Source organism: Burkholderia sp. BCC1999 (assembly GCF_905339975.1).
Classification (GTDB): domain Bacteria; phylum Pseudomonadota; class Gammaproteobacteria; order Burkholderiales; family Burkholderiaceae; genus Burkholderia.
In genome coordinates this window covers 121366-138921 of record NZ_CAJPHP010000007.1, presented here as the reverse complement: position 1 = coordinate 138921, position 17556 = coordinate 121366, and the positions used below count along the sequence as shown (strand labels likewise).

Sequence of the window (17556 nt, the reverse complement as noted above, 5' to 3'; positions counted from 1 at the left end):
ATGTCCATCGAGAACAGGGCACACGGCGGCCAGCGCCGTTCGACGAAGATCATCGCAACGCTCGGGCCGTCGAGTTCGAGCGAAGCGGCCATCGAGGCGATGGCGCGTGCCGGCGCCGACGTGTTTCGCCTCAATTTCAGCCATGGCACGCACGACGACCATGCGGCGCGGCATACGGCAATCCGTACGGTGGAAGCTCGCCTGGGCCGGCCGATCGGCATTCTGATCGACCTCCAGGGGCCGAAGCTCAGGGTCGGCAAGTTCGCCCAGGGGCGCGAGCGCGTGGTCAAGGGGCAGACGTTCGTCTTCGACGCCGACGAAGCGCCGGGCGATGCGCACCGTGTGCACTTGCCGCATCCGGAGATTTTCGCGGCCGTCCAGCCCGGCCATCAACTGCTCGTCGACGATGGCAAGGTCCGTTTCAAGGTGCGGAGTGCTGCTCCGGGACGCATCGAAACGGAAGCGCTCGTCGACGGTGCAATCTCCGATCGCAAGGGCGTGAGCGTGCCGGACGCGCCGCTCGCGATACGGGCCATGTCGCGCAAGGATCGCGACGATCTCGCGTTCGGGCTGTCGCTCGGCATCGATTGGGTCGCGTTCTCGTTCGTGCAGACCGAAGACGACGTGCGCGACGCGCGCAGCCTGATCGGCTCGCGGGCGAACATCGTCGCCAAGATCGAGAAACCGCAGGCCGTCGCGAACATCGCGGGCATCATCGACGCGACCGATGCGTTGATGGTGGCGCGCGGGGATCTTGGCGTGGAAATGTCGATCGAGGGTGTGCCGGGCGTACAGAAGCGGCTCGTGCGCCTCGCTCGCGCGGCCGGCAAGCCGGTCATCGTCGCCACGCAGATGCTCGAATCGATGACGTCGTCCCCGACGCCGACGCGCGCCGAGGCCTCCGACGTCGCCGCGGCCGTCTACGAAGGCGCCGACGCGGTGATGCTGTCGGCCGAATCGGCATCGGGCGAGTACCCGATCGATGCGGTGACTTTCATGCGGAAGATCGTGTCGACCGTCGAAGCCGATCCGCTGCGGCGCGAGCTCATGAAGGCGAACGCGACCGCGCATGCGCCGAATGCGACCGACGCGATCGGCGCGGCGATCGAGGCGGTGTCGGATACGTTGACGCTGGACGCAGCGGTGACCTATACGACGTCGGGCGCCACGGCGCTCCGGCTGTCGCGCCTTCGGCCGCGGGCCGCGATCCTGAGCCTGACGCCACACGTCGACGTCGCGCGACGGCTCACGCTGGCGTGGGGCGTGCATTCGCGCGTCGGCGCCGAGGCAGTCGGGATTGAAAACGTCGTCGAGATCGCCATCGCGGCGGCGCGCGAGGAAGGATTGTCGACGGGTGAACGGCCCCTCGTCGTCGCGGCCGGCGTGCCGTTCGGCCATCCCGGCTCGACCAACCTGATGCGCATCGTCTGGCCGACGGAAATCGTTCAGGGCGGCTCGCCGGCCTGAACGCGCCCGTGCGCCGGGCTGCCGCCGTGGCTGTCATTTCCTGATAGACTCGCCAGCCGTGATGATCGATTCCCGCCTCGCGACAGCGATCGTGGAACGCACGCTCGACGTGATTCCATTCGATGTCAATGTCATGGACGCGCACGGCTCGATCCTCGCGAGCAGCGACGCGAAGCGCGTCGGCGAATTGCACGCGGGGGCGCAGCTCGCGCTGGCCGGCGCGCGCACGGTCGAGATCGATGCGGACATGGCACAACGCCTGCACGGCGTGCGGCCGGGCGTCAATCTGCCACTCAGCGTGCGTGGGCAGCTGTGCGGGGTGATCGGCGTAACCGGCGATCCGGCCGAGGTTCGCCGGTTTGGCGAGCTGCTGAGAATTACCGCGGAAATGCTCCTCGAGCGCGAACAACTGACGCACGAGCTGCGCCAGAATGCGCGCCACCGCGAGGCGTTCGTGCTGCAGCTGATCGAGCGCCGGGGCGCGGCCGCCGAACTGGATGCGTGGGCGCAGCGCCTCGGCATCGACTGCGGGCTCCCGCGGGTCGCGATCGTCTGCCGTCTCACTGATGTCGATGCGAATCCCGAGGCCGGGGTGGCGCAGATCGAGCGGATGCAGTCGCAGCTCGCCGACGAGCGGCCACACCAGCTGACCGCGAAGACATCGTTCCGCGAACTCGTGATCTTCGATCCGATCGATGTGCGAGCGGTCGAACTCGACGCGGTGGCCGATGCCGCCCGCAAGGCGCTGGACGCGCTCGAGACGATCCTGGGCCAGAAGGCGACGCAGCCGTTCAAGCTGGCACTCGGCATCGCGATGGACGGCGTCGCCGGCTTCGAGCGTTCCTACCAGTGCGCGCTGACGACGCTGCGCGTCGGCGTCGAGCGCATGCCGCAGCGGACGACATTCTCGTATTACGAATTCAGTCTGCCGGTCCTGCTGTCGGGTATGTCGCAGAGCTGGCAGGCTCAGCAATTGCAGTTGCCGCCCAAGCGGCTGCTTGCGTTGGGCCGGCGTTCGGGCCCGTTGCTCGATACCTTGCGGGCATGGTACGCGTCGGACGGACATCTCGGGGCGACCGCCGCGCTGCTCGGCATCCACCGCAATACGCTCGACTATCGGCTGCAACAGGTTTGCGACGCGACCCGTCTCGATCTGTCGGTGATGGACGATCGACTCCTGCTGTATATCGCGCTGCAGATCAGCGAAAAGTGACCGCGGCCGCGAGCCGGCCCGGCGCGCGTGCCCGAACCGCGCTGCTCACGACCCTATCTCCCGTCTCTCCTTGCCCGACATGGCAAATCTGCTCACCGCAATCGAGCGGCTTGGACATCGACGTCCGGCTCCGCAAGGCATAAATTTCCAAGGTTGACGTGCTTATCCGCACGTCAGCCCGCGCGCGTGCCGGCAACCGGCAGCGCGTTCCCAAACAGCGTGAGACACAATCGAGCGTGGAGACGACACGATGAGCCTGTCAGAGCCATTGCGTCTGCATGTGCCGGAGCCCACCGGGCGTCCGGGCTGCAAGACGGATTTTTCCTATCTGCATCTATCGCCGGCCGGCGCAGTCCGCCGCCCGCCGATCGACGTAGCCGCGGCGGACACCGCCGATCTCGCCCGCAGCCTCGTGCGCGTGCTCGACGACAGCGGCAAGGCCGTCGGCCCGTGGGCGCCGGATCTCGACGATGCGCACCTGATCGCCGGGCTGCGCGCGATGCTCAAGACCCGCATTTTCGACGCGCGCATGATGATCGCGCAGCGCCAGAAGAAAATCTCCTTCTACATGTTGAGCCTCGGCGAAGAGGCGATCGGCACCGCGCACGCGATGGCGCTGCGTGACGGCGACATGTGCTTCCCGACCTACCGCCAGCAGAGCATCCTGATCGCGCGCGACGTGTCGCTCGAGCGAATGATCTGCCAGCTGATGTCGAACGAAGGCGACCCGCTGAAGGGGCGCCAGCTTCCGGTGATGTATTCGGATCGCGAAGCCGGCTTCTTCTCCATTTCGGGCAACCTCGCGACGCAGTTCATCCAGGCGGTCGGCTGGGCGATGGCGTCGGCGATCAAGGGCGACACGAAGATCGCGTCTGCGTGGATCGGCGATGGCGCGACGGCCGAGGCCGACTTCCATACCGCGCTCACGTTCGCGCACGTATACCGTGCACCGGTCGTGCTGAACGTCGTCAACAACCAGTGGGCGATCTCGACGTTCCAGGCGATCGCGGGCGGCGAGGGCACGACCTTCGCCGGGCGCGGCGTCGGCTGCGGGATCGCGTCGCTGCGCGTCGACGGCAACGACTTCCTCGCGATCTACGCGGCGTCGAGCTGGGCGGCCGAACGCGCGCGCCGCAATCTCGGCCCGACGCTGATCGAGTGGGTGACATACCGCGCGGGTGCGCATTCGACGTCGGACGATCCGACCAAGTACCGGCCGAGCGACGACTGGTCCCATTTCCCGCTGGGCGACCCGATCGAGCGTTTCAAGCGTCACCTGATCGCGAAGGGCATCTGGTCGGACAGCGCGCATGACGCGCTGACGGCCGAACTCGAAGCCGAGGTGATCGCCGCGCAGAAGGAGGCGGAGAAATACGGGACGCTGGCCGACGACCGGATTCCGTCGCCGGCCTCGATGTTCGACGACGTGTACAAGGAGCTGCCTGCGCACCTGCGCCGTCAGCGCCAGGAACTGGGAGCATGATCATGGCGCAACAAGAGACAGGCACGGCGACGCAGCCGATGACGATGATCCAGGCGCTGCGCTCCGCGATGGACGTGATGCTCGGGCGCGACAGCGACGTGGTCGTGTTCGGGCAGGACGTCGGTTATTTCGGCGGCGTGTTCCGCTGTACCGAAGGACTGCAGAACAAATACGGCAAGTCGCGCGTGTTCGATGCACCGATCTCCGAAGGCGGGATCGTCGGCGCGGCGGTCGGGATGGGTGCGTACGGGCTGCGCCCCGTGTGCGAGATCCAGTTCGCCGACTATTTCTACCCGGCGTCCGACCAGATCGTGTCGGAAGGCGCGCGGCTGCGCTATCGCTCGGCCGGCCAGTTCATCGCGCCGATGACGATCCGGATGCCGTGCGGCGGCGGCATCTACGGCGGCCAGACGCACAGCCAGAGCCCGGAGGCGATGTTCACGCAGGTGTGCGGGTTGCGCACGGTGATGCCGTCGAATCCGTACGACGCGAAAGGGCTGCTGATCGCATCGATCGAGAACGACGACCCGGTGATCTTCCTCGAGCCGAAGCGGCTGTACAACGGGCCGTTCGACGGCCATCACGAACGGCCGGTCACGTCGTGGCTCAAGCATCCGGCCAGCGCGGTGCCCGAGGGGTATTACACGGTGCCGCTCGATACGGCCGCCATCGTGCGGCCCGGCAACGATGTGACGGTGCTGACGTACGGCACGACCGTGCACGTGTCACTCGCCGCGGCCGAGGAGACGGGCATCGATGCGGAGGTGATCGACCTGCGCACGCTGTGGCCGCTCGATCTCGACACGATCGTCGCATCCGTCCGCAAGACCGGGCGCTGCGTCGTGGTGCACGAGGCGACGCGCACCTGCGGCTATGGCGCGGAACTCGTATCGCTGGTTCAGGAACACTGCTTCTACCATCTCGAAGCGCCGGTCGAGCGCACGACGGGGTGGGACACGCCGTATCCGCATGCGCAGGAATGGGCGTACTTTCCGGGCCCGACCCGGGTCGGTGAAGCGTTGCGACGCGTGATGGAGGCCTGAGATGGGGATTCATGTCATCAAGATGCCGGATATCGGCGAAGGGATCGCCGAGGTCGAGCTGGTGGCCTGGCATGTGGAAGTCGGGCAGGTGATCAAGGAAGACCAGCCGCTCGCCGACGTGATGACCGACAAGGCGGCGGTCGAGATTCCGTCGCCGGTGACGGGCAAGGTGATCGAGCTCGGCGGCCGGATCGGCGAGATGATGGCGGTGGGTAGCGAGCTGATCCGACTCGAAGTCGAAGGCAGCGGCAACCTGAAGGCCGGTGCACCGGTGCGGGAAACAAAGGTAAAAACCGCACCGGTCGCGTCGGCGCCGTCGAAGCCGGCGGCCGACCTGCCGGCCGAGCCGCCTGCACGGCCGGCGGCGAGTCACGCTCCGGCGAAGCCGCGTCGTGAGGAATCCGCGACCCAGCCGCGTGCGGCGCTTGCGCCGGGCGAACGGCCGCTCGCGTCGCCGGCCGTGCGTCAGCGCGCCTGGGACATGGGTATCGAGCTGCGCTATGTGCGCGGCACCGGTGAAGCAGGGCGAATCCTGCATGCGGACCTCGATGCGTATGCGGGCGCCGGTAGCGGTGCTGCGCGCCCGTCGCATGCGCACGGCTACGACGAACGTAACGACGAAACCGAAGTGCCGGTGATCGGCTTGCGGCGTGCGATCGCGCGCAAGATGCAGGAAGCGAAGCGCCGCATTCCGCACTTCAGCTACGTCGAGGAAATCGACGTCACCGAACTCGAATCGTTGCGCACGGAACTGAACCGCCGCTACGGCGACACGCGTGGAAAGCTCACGCCGCTGCCGCTGCTGATCCGCGCGATGGTGATCGCGCTGCGCGATTTCCCGCAGATCAACGCGCGCTTCGACGACGAAGCGGGCGTCGTCACGCGCTACGGCGCGGTGCACATGGGCGTCGCGACGCAGACGGACGGCGGCCTCACGGTGCCCGTGCTGCGTCACGCGGAAGCGAAGGACGTCTGGTCGATTTCCGCCGAGATCGCACGGCTCGCCGATGCGGTGCGCGCGAACCGCGCGCAGCGCGACGAGCTGAGCGGTTCGACGATCACGATTTCGAGCCTCGGCGCGCTCGGCGGCATCGTGTCGACACCGGTCATCAATTATCCGGAAGTCGGCATCGTCGGCGTGAACCGGATCGTCGAGCGGCCGATGATCCGCGACGGCGCGGTCGTCGCGCGCAAGATGATGAACCTGTCGTCGTCGTTCGACCATCGTGTCGTCGATGGCGCGGACGCTGCCGAATTCATCCAGGCCGTGCGCGCGGTGCTCGAACGCCCGGCCATGCTGTTCGTGGAGTGAGCACGATGAAGAACGAACACACCACATTGCTCGTCGTCGGCGGCGGCCCGGGCGGCTACGTTGCCGCGATTCGCGCCGGCCAGCTCGGCATCCCGACCGTGCTCGTCGAGCGCGACCGGCTCGGCGGCACCTGCCTGAATATCGGCTGTATTCCGTCGAAGGCGCTGATCCACGTGGCCGATGCGTTCGAACAGGCGTGCGGTCATGCGGGCGAAGGCGCGCTCGGGATCCGCGTGCGCACGCCCGAGATCGACATCGCGAAAAGCGTCGCGTGGAAGGACGGCATCGTCGACCGGCTCACGCGCGGCGTCGGCGCGCTGCTCAAGAAGAACGGCGTACGCGTGCTGCATGGCGACGCACACGTGGTCGACGGCAAGACCGTCGATGTCGTCACCGGCGGCCACGCGGTGCGGATCAGTTGCGAACACCTGTTGCTCGCGACGGGTTCCGAGCCGGTCGAGCTGCCGACGATGCCGTTCGGCGGGCACGTCGTGTCGTCGACCGAAGCCCTGTCGCCCGCGACGTTGCCGAAGCGGCTGGTCGTCGTCGGCGCCGGGTATATCGGGCTCGAACTCGGGATCGTCTATCGCAAGCTCGGTGTCGACGTCAGCGTCGTCGAAGCGGCCGAACGCGTGCTGCCTGCGTACGATGCCGAACTCTCGCGGCCGGTGGCCGATTCGCTCGCGCGGCTCGGTGTGCATCTGCGACTTGGCCATAAGGTGCTCGGGCTCGGGGAGAAAGGCGCGGTGCGCGTGCAGGCCGCCGACGGCGCCGAGCAGACGCTGCCGGCCGATCGCGTGCTGGTGGCCGTCGGCCGCCGGCCGCGGGTCGACGGATTCGGGCTGGAGACACTGCAGCTCGATCGCAACGGCCGTGCGCTGCGGATCGACGACGAATGCCGGACGTCGATGCGCAACGTGTGGGCGATCGGCGACGTCGCCGGCGAGCCGATGCTCGCGCATCGCGCAATGGCGCAAGGCGAGATGGTCGCCGAGCTGATTGCCGGCCGGCGCCGCCAGTTCGTGCCGGCGTCGATTCCGGCCGTGTGCTTCACCGATCCCGAGATCGTGACGGCCGGCTGGTCGCCGGACGATGCGCATGCAGCCGGCGTCGATTGCCTGAGCGCATCGTTCCCGTTCGCGGCGAACGGGCGCGCGATGACGCTGCAGGCGACCGACGGGTTCGTGCGGGTCGTCGCGCGGCGCGACAACCACCTGATCGTCGGCTGGCAGGCCGTCGGGCGCGGGGTGTCGGAACTCGCTGCCGCGTTCTCGCAGTCGCTGGAGATGGGCGCGCGGCTGGAGGACATCGGCGGCACGATCCATGCGCACCCGACGCTCGGCGAGGCGCTGCAGGAAGCGGCGTTGCGTGCGCTCGGGCATGCGTTGCATGTCTGACGGGCGGTCGTGACACGGAGCCGCCGATGCGCAACGCACGCATCGGCGGTTTTCCGTTTGTGGCGCCGGCTTCTGTGCCGGCGCGTGCGCTGCACGTCATGACGGCGCGCGGTGGTCGACGTGTTCCGACGTCACCTCGCGATAAAACGCGTCGATTGCATCGACCATCTGCGACAGCCCCGGCTGTTCGAGCGGATAGTGGCCCGCGTTCTCCAGCATCGTCACCTTGACCGGCACGCGGCGAATGCGCGCGAGGAACGGTTCGCTCAGGTGCCGCGGCGTCCAGCGGTCCGCGGCCGGTTGCGTGAGCAGGACCGGGCAGACGGCGAAGTCCTCCGGCTCGACCGCCGGCCGGTACGACATGTAGGAATCGAGAAACGCGATCGTCATCGCGTTGCCGGCGGAGGTGCGATCGGACAGCCACACCTTCAGCGCATCCGGGTCGTTGACGAGCGCGGACATCTTGCTGGCGAGCGTCATCGGCACGCGCATCGATTTGAGCGGGGTCATCGCGGTGAGATGCATCATCGGCCCGCCGACGCGGCTCATGAACACGTTGCGCGCGGTTTCGTCGCGCACCTGCTGCAGATGCTGGTCGAGAAAGGTCATGCCGACGATGCCCTTGACCTTGCCGTTCAGCGCGGCCACGTGATACGTGAGCATGCCGCCCGCGCTGAGCCCGTACAGCACGATCGGCCGATCGTCCTTCGCGCGTTCCGCGTCGATCAGGTCGCTGCCGGCGCGCACCCAGTCGTCGTAGCGAACCAGTGCGCCGCTGGCGACTTCGGTCATCCCGTATTCGGGCATGTCGACCGCGATCGTTTCGTAGCCGCGGCGCGCCAGCTGCTCGCCGAGGATCATCGACATCTGCCGGCCGTTGGTGCCCACGCCATGGAACAGGATCACCTTCACCCGCGCCTGCGGGTTGCGGTACGTATCGAGATGCATGCGATGGCCGTGCCAGGACCACCATTCTTCCCGCGGCTGCCGGCCGTCCTGCCACTGGAAGTCGGCGGGGAGGAATTTCTGCATGTCGCGCCAGACGGGCTGGTCTGCGTAGGTCCTGGGCATGGTGGCGGGCTCCGGTGGGGTGGGCGAAACGGCATCGTCGGCCAGCGCCGGTGCGAGCGGTGCGCCCGACAAGCCGGCGGCCAGCAGTAGCGTGCGGGCCGGACGAAAGAGCGAAGTGAGCTTCATGGTGATCGACGCCGTGCGGGTTGCGATGTCGTCCATCATCGGCGCGTGGGCTCGTGCGATCCATGCTGCGGCAGGCCAACCGCTTTAGAATCTAGGCCAACCCCACGTCGCGAGGCGTCTGATGAATGTCTGGAACTTTGCCCGCAGCCCGGCTTCCGTCCTGCTGATGATCGAGTTCGGGCGTGACCGGAAGATTGCGCCCTCGGCGTTGCTCAAGGGCTCGCAGCTCACGCTGAAGCAGCTTGCCGACCCCGATTTCACGGTGCTGGCCGCGCAGGAGCTGGCCGTTGCGTCGAATCTGCTGGACCTGACGTCCGGCGAGGCCGGCATCGGTCTGAAAGTCGGCCTGTCGTACCAGCTGTCCGCATACGGGCTGCTCGGATACGGACTGCTGAGCAGCGCGACGGGCATTGACGCGGTCGCGCTCGCCGGCCGCTACCTGGCGCTGACTTATACGTTCGTCGGGATGACGTTCCGACGAGACGGGCCGCACGACGCGATTCAGTTCGACGCGTCGCCGGAGCTTGCCGCGAACGTGCAGCGCTTCTTCGTCGAACGCGCGATGGGCGCGACGTGCCGCGTGCTGCGCGACGTGATCGACAGCGCGTTCGAACTCGCGTCGTTCGATCTGGCGTGCGACGCCGAATCCGGTTCCGAAGCGAAACAGACGGTGCTCGGCGCGAAGATCCGGCATGGCCAGCCTGCCAGTACGCTCACGTTCGAACATGCGCATCTCGAGCGGCCGTTGCCGCAGGCGAATGCCGCGACCGCGGCGATGTGCGAACGCATGTGTGCGGAGCTGATGACACGCCGGCGCACGCGCGTCGATCTCGTGTCGTTCCTGAACGAGTACCTCGCCACGCGCCCGTTCGACCGGCCGCCGCAACTGAAAGACATCGCGACGTTGCTGAACACGAGCGAGCGCACGTTGAAGCGCCGCCTGCAGGAAGAGGGTGCGTGCTTTCGCGACATCTCGAACGCGGTCCGCAAGGCGCGTGCGCAGGCACTGATCGCCGAAGGAAGCTTGTCGATCAAGGAGATCGCGGAGGAGCTGGGCTTCAGCGACATGTCGTCGTTCTCGCAGGCATACAAGCGCTGGACGGGCGTTGCGCCGAGCGTGTCGCGACAGGAAACGGCCGCTTCATAGCATGTGAACCGCCACGACTTCGCCGATAAAAAAGCCCGTGAGCGAACTGACGCTCACGGGCTTTCCCGTTTCCACTGCGGGGCGGGCCGACACGATCCGCGCCGGCCCGCGCGGCATCACCACGAATGCCCGATGCCGCCGTTGACCATCATGCGCGAGCCGTTCACCGTGCCGACACCGAGCTTGATCACGGTGTTCTGCGTGATCCGCGCGCTACCACCGACCGCGATTGCCGTATAGCCGCCATAGTTGCCGAACCCGGCGCCGACCGAGACGACCTTGCCCGGATCGACCTGCGGCATCCCCGCGAGCGCGCCGGCGATCGCGATCCCCGAATAGGCGTTGCGTGCGAGATCGTTCACGCCTTGCTGAATGGCGCCGACGCGCTGGTCGGTGTAGCGGTTCGCCGATTCGGTCGCCATCGTCAGCTGATTCAGGTTGACCGCGTCGGTGCCCTGCGTGCCCGGTGCGACGTTGACGATCTGGCGCTGCTGCTCCGCGGTGCCGACCGAGACCACGTTCGAGCGGCCGCCGTCGTTCGAGTTCGCGCCGATCGCGACCGAGTTGGAGCCGGCCGTGACGGTCGGCGCATCGGTGCCCGAACCGTTCATGTCCGCGGTGATGCCCGTGTTGCGCGACGCCGACGTCGACAGGTTGTTGATCTGCGTGTTGATGTTCGTCACGCTGGTCGACAGCGACGATACGCGGTCGTTGGTCGTCGACAGGCCGGTGGACAGCGACGTCACGCTCGTCGACGTGGAGGTCGACAGCGAGCCCAGCGCTTCGTTGGTCGACGACAGGCCGGTCGACAGCGAACCGATGCTGGTCGACGTCGACGTGGACAGCGATGCGAGATTGCTGTTCGTCGAGCTCAACCCCGTCGACAGCGATGCGACGTTGAGGTTGGTCGCATGCAGCTGGCTGCCGTTGATCGCATCGGTGCTGTCGGCACTGACACGGCCGGCCGCGACGTTCTGGATCTGGCGTTCCTGGCCCGGTGAGCCGACGCTGAACACGCCGAACGGGTTCGCACCCGCATATCCGCCGAAATGCAGGCCGCCGACGCTCGACGACGACACGCCGACCGCGGCGCCGGTGACCGAACGGTTGCCGATCGCCACCGAGTTGTCGAGGTTCGCGACCGCGTTCGGGCCGATCGCGACGCTGTTCGCGCCGGTGGCCTGGCTGTCGGCCTCGGTCGAGTTCGCGTGGAAGTACTTCGCGCCCTTCGCGTTGAGGTTGTCGATCGCGTCGCCTACGTTGGCGTGAGTCGTCGTCGTGCCGTCGTTGTTGTATGTCACATACGAGGGCGCGGTGATCTTCCCGGTTACCGGATCGTATGTGGCGCCGCCGCCGAGCGCGTCGGCCGTGCTGTTGCCGAGGTTCGTCGTGTTGACGGTGACCGAGCTGATGCTCGTCGACAGCGAGCCGAGGCCCGACGACGTCGACGTAGACAGCGACGTCATCGTGCTGTCGGTCGCGCTCAGGCTGGTCGACAGCGAATGGACGCCCGTCGAGGCTGACGTGGACAACGACGCAAGCGTGCTGTTGGTCGTCGACAGTCCGGTCGACGTGGAGGTCGACAACGACGTGACCGTGTCGTTGGTCGTGCTCAGGCCGGTCGACAGCGACACGAAGCCGGTCGACGTCGAGGTCGACAACGAGACCAGATTGTCATTCGTTGTACTGATCGTGGTGGACAAGGAACCGACGGTCGTCGACGTGGCGGTCGACAGCGACGTCAGGTTTTTGCCGAGCGTATCGATGCCGGTCGATGTGGACGTGGACAGCGAAACCAGCGTGTTGTGGGTGGTCGAGAGGCCGGTGGACGTGGCAGTCGACAGCGATGCGACGGTGTTGTCGGTCGTGCTCAGGCCGGTCGACAGCGAGGCCATGTTGCTGTCGACGATGCGCAGGCTGTCGGCGGTCGACGTCGACAATGACGTGAGCGTGTCGTTCGTGGTGGAGAGGCCGGTCGACGTCGACGTCGACAGGCTCGTGAGGTTGGAGCCCACCGTGCCGAGCTCGACGTTGGTCGCGTTCAGCTGCGAGCCGTTGACGGCGTCGGTGCTGTTCGCGTTGAGCTGACCGGCCGCGACGTTGGTGATCGTCCGTTCGCGATTCTGGTTGCCGACGCTGACCGTCCCGACGGGGGCGGTGCCTTTGAAGTCGTATGCGCGGCCGTTGATCGTCGCGCCGCTCGTGCCGGTGGCAGCAGCGGTGACCGCACCGCCGCCGAGCGCGACCGAGTTCGCGTCGGCAGCCGTTGCGCTCGCACCGATCGCGACCGCACCCGCACCCGACGCAACCGCACGCGGCCCGATCGCACTCGCGGCCTGTGCGCTGGCGTTGGCCTGTGTGCCGATCGACACGCTGGTGGCGGCCGAACTCGTCGCGCGGTCGCCCAGCGCGATCGCGCTCGTTGCAGTAGCGGCGGCGGACGAGCCTGCGCCCAGCGCGCCTCGAGCGGTCGCTTCCGCCGCGCGGCCGAGCGCCGTGCCGGTGTGGCTCGACGTCGCGTTCGCGCCGATCGCCGTGCTGTTTTCCGTGGCCGAGCTGTTGTAGCCGATCGCGGCGGCACCTGTGTAGCCGCCCGTGCCGGCCTTCGCGCCCGCGCCGAGCGCGATCGCGCCGAAGCCGCCGCCGGCGGTGATCGCGCTGGCGTCCTGGCCGATCGCGACGTTGCCGGCGCCGGTCGAGCCGCTGCTGCTGGCCGCACCCGCACCGATCGCAACGTCGCCATGACCGGCCGCCGATGCGTTCACGCCGGCTGCCATCGCGTTGAAACCGGTGGCGCCGTCGTTGTTGTAGTTCTTGCCGACCGTGCCGCCGTCGTTGACGCTGTAGTAATGCGTGGTCGCGGCATCGATCGCGGCCGACGTGGAGGTCGACAGCGACGCGAGGCCATTCGATGCGGCGGTGTCGACGGCGGCCAGCTGCCGGACGTTCACGGCATCGGTGTCCTGCATGCCGCCGGCGACGCGGGTGATCTGGCGTTCCGCGCCGGCGCTGCCGACGGATACGACGCCGTTCGATGCGACGGCTGCGTTGGAGAAGCGTTCCGTGCCCGAACCGGTGCGGTCGGCGACCGAACCCTGGCCGAGCGCGACTGCATTGGCGACGCTCGCGTTCGAGCGGTAGCCGACGGCCACGCCGCTTGCGCCGGATGCGGCGGACTTGCCGCCCATCGCGAGCGAGCCTTCGCCGGTCGCGTTGGCTTCGGCTGCAAAGGCCGCCGCATAGGTGCCGCCCGTCGCCTTCGAGCGCGAGCCGACCGACGTCAGGAAGCTGGCCGTCGTCGCACCGGCGCGCTTGCCGGTTTGCGTCGCCGTGGCTTCGTCTCCGATCGCGACGGACCAGTAGTCGGCGCAGGCTGCCCACGTGCCGGAGCACTGGTAGCCGGTGTCGCCGCCGACGGAAACGTAGGCGAGGCTGTCGAGGGGAATCAGGGCCGCGGCGGCGACGGAGAGGGTGGCGGCAAAGCGTGCGGAAGCGGAGACCGTGCTCGACGCTTTCTTGCCGTTGGCGCGGGTGGTTTCGGAGGTGGCGACCCAGGCGCCCAGTGCGTCGTTCCAGATCGTACGGAAAGTGCGGTTCATAGTCTGTCTCGGAAAAAAGAGGACGCCGCACCGCGATACGATGACTTGATGAATTAAGGCAGCTGGATGGGCGTTCCCGGGTGAATTAAGAGATAACGAATGAGGTGAATCTTACAGAATGAAATGTATTTGTAATGTAAAACAACGAAAAATGAATGCACTTTCTTGCACTGCTTGACATTATTTGTCGTACAAACATCGAATTATTCGATGCTTTTAGATATGGGGTTCGATGAAAATGCCAAAAATGCGTGAAAAGGTGCGACGAAATGCTGCATGCGTGCGTGTCCGGGCGGAAGCCGGTTTCTGCAAATTCGAGATGTGCAATGAGCGACGTCTGTAATTTTTCGAGATGCAGGAAGGTTGTCGGCGCGAGGTCGGCCGACGATCATGTCGATAGCCGGAAACCGGGCCGCATCGGGCCCGCCAACGCAGGCTTCACACGGAAGAACCGGACATGAAACTGCTGCTCGTCGGCGCGACGGGACTCGTCGGGCGCCACGTCCTTGAAGTCGCGCTCGCCGATTCGCGGGTCGATCAGGTGATCGTCGTCGCGCGCCGGCCGCTGTCGCCGCATCCGAAGATGCGCGCGCTGGAGGTCGATTTCGATCAACTGCCCGACGCGGCCGACTGGTGGCAGGCCGATGCGGTCATTTGCACGCTCGGCACGACGATGCGGGCCGCCGGCTCGCAGGCGGCCTTCCGGCGCGTCGATCACGACTATCCGCTAGCGGTTGCGCGGCTTGCGCGCCGGCACGGCACGCCGGCCTACGTGCTGAATTCCGCACTCGGCGCGGATGCCGCGTCGCGCATCTTCTACAACCGCGTGAAGGGCGAGGTCGAGCAGGCGCTCGCCGGCGTCGGGTTTGCGTCGCTCACCTATGTGCGGCCGGGCCTGATCGGCGGCAGCCGTGACGAATTCAGGCTCGGCGAGCGGCTGTTCGTGTTCGCGTTGAACGCTGTCGGGCCGGTGCTGCCCGCGAAGTGGCGCGTGAATCCGGCATCGCGGATCGCGCGTGCGCTGGTCGATGCCGCGATCGACGCGCGGCCGGGCGTGCACGTCGTCGCATCGGACCGGCTCGTCTGACGCGCAGCGGGCTGCCCGCGTACCCGGTTATCCGCCCGACAATCGATCGAGCCCGCCGAACTGTTCGGCGAGCGCCGCGGTGAACGCATCCAGCGCTTCGCTGCCGTCGCAGTTCCTCGGCGTCGCGAGCTGGAATTCGACCGTATGGCTCAGCTTGCTCGCGAGCAGCCGGCGCATCTTTCCGGCGGCGACCCACGGTGCCGCGACGTGGTCGGGCAGAAAGCCGACATGCGCGCCGGACAGGATGAAGATCACGTCGGCATCGACGTTTTCCGAAAATGCGGTCGGCTGCGCGTTGCGCAGCGCCGCACCCGACGTGTTCGTCTTGTAGAGCCGCGCGACGTTGCTCGTGCGCGCGATGTCGTTGACCGAGACGGTCTTCTTCACAAACAGCGGATGGCGTGCGCCGCAATGCAGCGACTGGTGCTCGACGAACAGCGGCGCATAGTGCAGGCCGGCCTGATGGCCGGAGAAATATCCGATCGCGAGCTGCAGTTCGCCTTTCAGCAGCCTGCGCTCCAGTTCGTCGGGCGGTACGGCGATCATCTCGATCAGCACGTCCGGCGCCTGTTCGCGAAAACGGCCGACGGCCGCCGCGATCGATTCGACGACATCGGGCGCGAGCCGCTCGGACAACCCGATGCGCAACTCGCCGAGCAACGTGCCCGACACGTGCTGCGTGTCGCGCGTGAACACGTCCATCGCCTGCAGGAGCCGCCGCGTCGACTGCAGCACGCGCTCGCCCTTCGGCGTCAGCCGGAACCCGCTCTTGCCGCGATCGCACAGCCGGAACCCGAGCCGGGTCTCGAGCTTGGCCATTTGCGTGCTGATGGTGGACGGCGCCATCCCGAGCGTGCCCTGCGCGGCGCTGAAGCCGCCGCTTTCGACGATCGTCAGAAAGAGCCGCAGCAATTGCAAATCCATGTCTCGGAGTCGGGTCAGCATGGCGATACATCGCGTTTCGTGAAGTCGGCTTATGTTAGTTCATATTTTTCGTTGGATGCCATGCCGGCAGAATCGGGTACGAGGTCGCCTCCCGCGCGGCCGTGTCCCCCTTCAGACAGGACTCCGACGATGAGCCAGAACGATTTCGCGTTCACGCGCGACAGCCTCTACGGCACGCAGGCCGAACCGACCTTCGCCGGCGCGACGAGCTTCATGCGGCGGCGCTTCAGCCGCGATCTCGACGGCGTCGACCTCGCGATCACCGGCGTGCCGTTCGATTCCGCCGCATCGCACCGGCCCGGCACGCGTTTCGGCCCGCGCGGGTTGCGGATCGCGTCGACGGGCATCGCGTGGGCGCGCCCGTGGCCGTGGTCGTTCGATCCGTTCGACGTGCTGGCTGCCGTCGATTACGGAGATTGCGCGTTCGATCTCGGGCAGCCCGAATCGGTGCCGGGCGCGATCGAGCGGCATGCCGATGCGATTCTCGCGCGCGGCTGCGCGATGCTGACGCTCGGTGGCGATCACTTCATCACGTATCCGCTGCTGAAGGCGCATGCGAAGGTGCACGGGCCGCTGTCGCTCGTGCATTTCGATGCGCACACCGACACGTGGCCCGATCGCGACGTGAAGCGCATCGATCACGGGACGATGTTCTATCACGCGGCACGGGAAGGGTGGGTCGTGCCCGAACGGTCGGCGCAGATCGGCATCCGGACGACCAACGACGAGCCGATGGGATTCGACATCCAGGATGCGCGCCGCGTGCATGCATCGACGCCGGCAGCGATTGCCGCACGAATTCGCGAGCGCGTCGGCGATCATCCGGTGTACCTCACGTTCGACATCGACTGTCTCGATCCGGCGTTTGCGCCGGGCACGGGTACACCGGTGTCGGGCGGACTGTCGAGCCACCAGGCGTTCGAGATCCTGCGTCACCTCGACGGCATCAACCTGGTCGGCATGGACGTGGTGGAGGTGTCGCCGCCGTATGATCATGCGGAAATCACGTCGCTGGCCGGCGCGACGATCGCGCTGGAACTGATCTGCCTGTATGCATCGCGCCGGCGGCAGGCAAGGGAAAAATCGATCGATGGATGAACTCGACTGGCGCAAGGCCGTGCCCGGTGACGCGGCCGCATGCATCGCACTGCGCGGAAAGACCCGCGAGAACGCGTTCACCGAAGCGCAGTTGCGCGATCTCGGCATCACCGTCGGAAGCTGGGACGACGGGATCCGCGACGGCCTGTTCTCGGGCCATGTGTGCTGCGCGAACGGACGGATGGTCGGCTACTGCTTCGGCGATACGGCTTCGGGCGAGATCGTCGTGCTCGCGATGCTGCCCGAGTACGAGGGCGCGGGGATCGGCAAGCGGCTGCTGCGGCGCGTAGTCGACGATTTCGCGGCGAACGGTTTCACGTCGCTGTTTCTCGGCTGCTCGACCGATCCCGCGTCGCGCTCGTATGGGTTCTACCGGCATCTCGGCTGGATACCGACCGGCAAGCTGGATGAAGCGGGCGATGAAATTCTCACGCTTCAGGTCGGGCAGCACGCCTGAGCGCATGCGTTGCCGCGGATCGCGGCGTTTCAGCGATCCGTAAAACTGTTTCGTCATACAAAACAACAACGCAATTGCGGCACGCGCGCTGATCTACGATGGAAGCATTGC

Annotated in this window: 13 protein-coding genes; 10 read left to right on the top strand and 3 right to left on the bottom strand. The window is 66.9% G+C overall.

The window, feature by feature from the left end; translation table 11 throughout:
* From pyk to lpdA, 6 genes are all read left to right on the top strand, one after another.
* Complete coding sequence (gene pyk, locus U5809_RS11995) at nucleotides 1–1467, top strand: pyruvate kinase (protein ID WP_322086667.1); 1467 nt, start codon at nucleotides 1–3, stop codon at nucleotides 1465–1467.
* Between the two features lie 58 nt (nucleotides 1468–1525).
* Nucleotides 1526–2680 carry a sugar diacid recognition domain-containing protein gene (locus U5809_RS11990; RefSeq protein ID WP_322086666.1) on the top strand — a complete coding sequence of 385 codons (1155 nt, stop codon included), beginning with the start codon at nucleotides 1526–1528 and terminating at the stop codon, nucleotides 2678–2680.
* Between the two features lie 250 nt (nucleotides 2681–2930).
* On the top strand, nucleotides 2931–4163 hold the full coding sequence (locus U5809_RS11985) for a 3-methyl-2-oxobutanoate dehydrogenase (2-methylpropanoyl-transferring) subunit alpha (RefSeq protein ID WP_176046946.1): 1233 nt from the start codon (nucleotides 2931–2933) through the stop codon (nucleotides 4161–4163).
* A 2-nt stretch (nucleotides 4164–4165) separates the two neighbouring features.
* Nucleotides 4166–5206 (top strand): alpha-ketoacid dehydrogenase subunit beta, encoded by a 1041-nt coding sequence (locus tag U5809_RS11980; RefSeq protein ID WP_176046947.1) that lies wholly within the window; start codon nucleotides 4166–4168, stop codon nucleotides 5204–5206.
* Nucleotide 5207: 1 nt separating this feature from the next.
* Nucleotides 5208–6518: a dihydrolipoamide acetyltransferase family protein gene (locus U5809_RS11975; RefSeq protein ID WP_322086665.1), complete on the top strand. Its 1311-nt coding sequence runs from the start codon at nucleotides 5208–5210 to the stop codon at nucleotides 6516–6518.
* 5 nt (nucleotides 6519–6523) lie between these two features.
* Complete coding sequence (lpdA, locus tag U5809_RS11970; RefSeq protein ID WP_322086664.1) at nucleotides 6524–7915, top strand: dihydrolipoyl dehydrogenase; 1392 nt, start codon at nucleotides 6524–6526, stop codon at nucleotides 7913–7915.
* A gap of 96 nt (nucleotides 7916–8011) precedes the next feature.
* Here the strand turns inward: lpdA and U5809_RS11965 are convergent, their stop codons facing one another.
* A complete protein-coding gene (locus U5809_RS11965; RefSeq protein WP_322086663.1) occupies nucleotides 8012–9112 on the bottom strand; it encodes an alpha/beta hydrolase in 1101 nt (366 codons plus the stop codon).
* Between the two features lie 121 nt (nucleotides 9113–9233).
* On the opposite strand from U5809_RS11965, the gene U5809_RS11960 reads away from it, so the two are divergent.
* Nucleotides 9234–10259, top strand: coding sequence for an AraC family transcriptional regulator (locus U5809_RS11960; protein ID WP_322086662.1), 1026 nt, complete (start codon nucleotides 9234–9236; stop codon nucleotides 10257–10259).
* Nucleotides 10260–10375: 116 nt separating this feature from the next.
* Here the strand turns inward: U5809_RS11960 and U5809_RS11955 are convergent, their stop codons facing one another.
* Entirely contained in the window at nucleotides 10376–13858 is a 3483-nt protein-coding gene (locus U5809_RS11955) for an ESPR-type extended signal peptide-containing protein (RefSeq protein ID WP_322086661.1), read from the bottom strand.
* Nucleotides 13859–14315: 457 nt separating this feature from the next.
* Between U5809_RS11955 and U5809_RS11950 the strand changes: the two genes are divergently transcribed.
* Nucleotides 14316–14945 (top strand): NAD(P)H-binding protein, encoded by a 630-nt coding sequence (locus U5809_RS11950; RefSeq protein ID WP_322086660.1) that lies wholly within the window; start codon nucleotides 14316–14318, stop codon nucleotides 14943–14945.
* A 27-nt stretch (nucleotides 14946–14972) separates the two neighbouring features.
* Here the strand turns inward: U5809_RS11950 and U5809_RS11945 are convergent, their stop codons facing one another.
* Nucleotides 14973–15890 (bottom strand): LysR family transcriptional regulator, encoded by a 918-nt coding sequence (locus tag U5809_RS11945; protein ID WP_322086659.1) that lies wholly within the window; start codon nucleotides 15888–15890, stop codon nucleotides 14973–14975.
* Between the two features lie 129 nt (nucleotides 15891–16019).
* Between U5809_RS11945 and speB the strand changes: the two genes are divergently transcribed.
* Both speB and U5809_RS11935 read left to right on the top strand, forming a co-directional pair.
* Nucleotides 16020–16988 (top strand): agmatinase, encoded by a 969-nt coding sequence (gene speB / locus U5809_RS11940; RefSeq protein ID WP_322086658.1) that lies wholly within the window; start codon nucleotides 16020–16022, stop codon nucleotides 16986–16988.
* The gene (locus U5809_RS11935) at nucleotides 16981–17445 is read left to right on the top strand and encodes a GNAT family N-acetyltransferase (protein WP_322086657.1); all 465 of its coding nucleotides are present in this window, start codon (nucleotides 16981–16983) and stop codon (nucleotides 17443–17445) included. The genes speB and U5809_RS11935 overlap by 8 nt, the downstream gene beginning before the upstream one ends.
* The last annotated feature ends 111 nt before the right edge of the window (nucleotides 17446–17556 follow it).

Coding starts and splice junctions, on each gene's coding strand:
- U5809_RS11985 (WP_176046946.1), top strand. CDS start 2,931: ATGAGCCTGTCAGAGCCATTGCGTCTGCATGTGCCGGAGCCCACCGGG.
- U5809_RS11945 (WP_322086659.1), bottom strand. CDS start 15,890: ATGCTGACCCGACTCCGAGACATGGATTTGCAATTGCTGCGGCTCTTT.
- U5809_RS11960 (WP_322086662.1), top strand. CDS start 9,234: ATGAATGTCTGGAACTTTGCCCGCAGCCCGGCTTCCGTCCTGCTGATG.
- U5809_RS11955 (WP_322086661.1), bottom strand. CDS start 13,858: ATGAACCGCACTTTCCGTACGATCTGGAACGACGCACTGGGCGCCTGG.
- pyk (WP_322086667.1), top strand. CDS start 1: ATGTCCATCGAGAACAGGGCACACGGCGGCCAGCGCCGTTCGACGAAG.
- U5809_RS11935 (WP_322086657.1), top strand. CDS start 16,981: ATGGATGAACTCGACTGGCGCAAGGCCGTGCCCGGTGACGCGGCCGCA.
- U5809_RS11950 (WP_322086660.1), top strand. CDS start 14,316: ATGAAACTGCTGCTCGTCGGCGCGACGGGACTCGTCGGGCGCCACGTC.
- U5809_RS11965 (WP_322086663.1), bottom strand. CDS start 9,112: ATGAAGCTCACTTCGCTCTTTCGTCCGGCCCGCACGCTACTGCTGGCC.
- U5809_RS11975 (WP_322086665.1), top strand. CDS start 5,208: ATGGGGATTCATGTCATCAAGATGCCGGATATCGGCGAAGGGATCGCC.
- speB (WP_322086658.1), top strand. CDS start 16,020: ATGAGCCAGAACGATTTCGCGTTCACGCGCGACAGCCTCTACGGCACG.
- lpdA (WP_322086664.1), top strand. CDS start 6,524: ATGAAGAACGAACACACCACATTGCTCGTCGTCGGCGGCGGCCCGGGC.
- U5809_RS11980 (WP_176046947.1), top strand. CDS start 4,166: ATGGCGCAACAAGAGACAGGCACGGCGACGCAGCCGATGACGATGATC.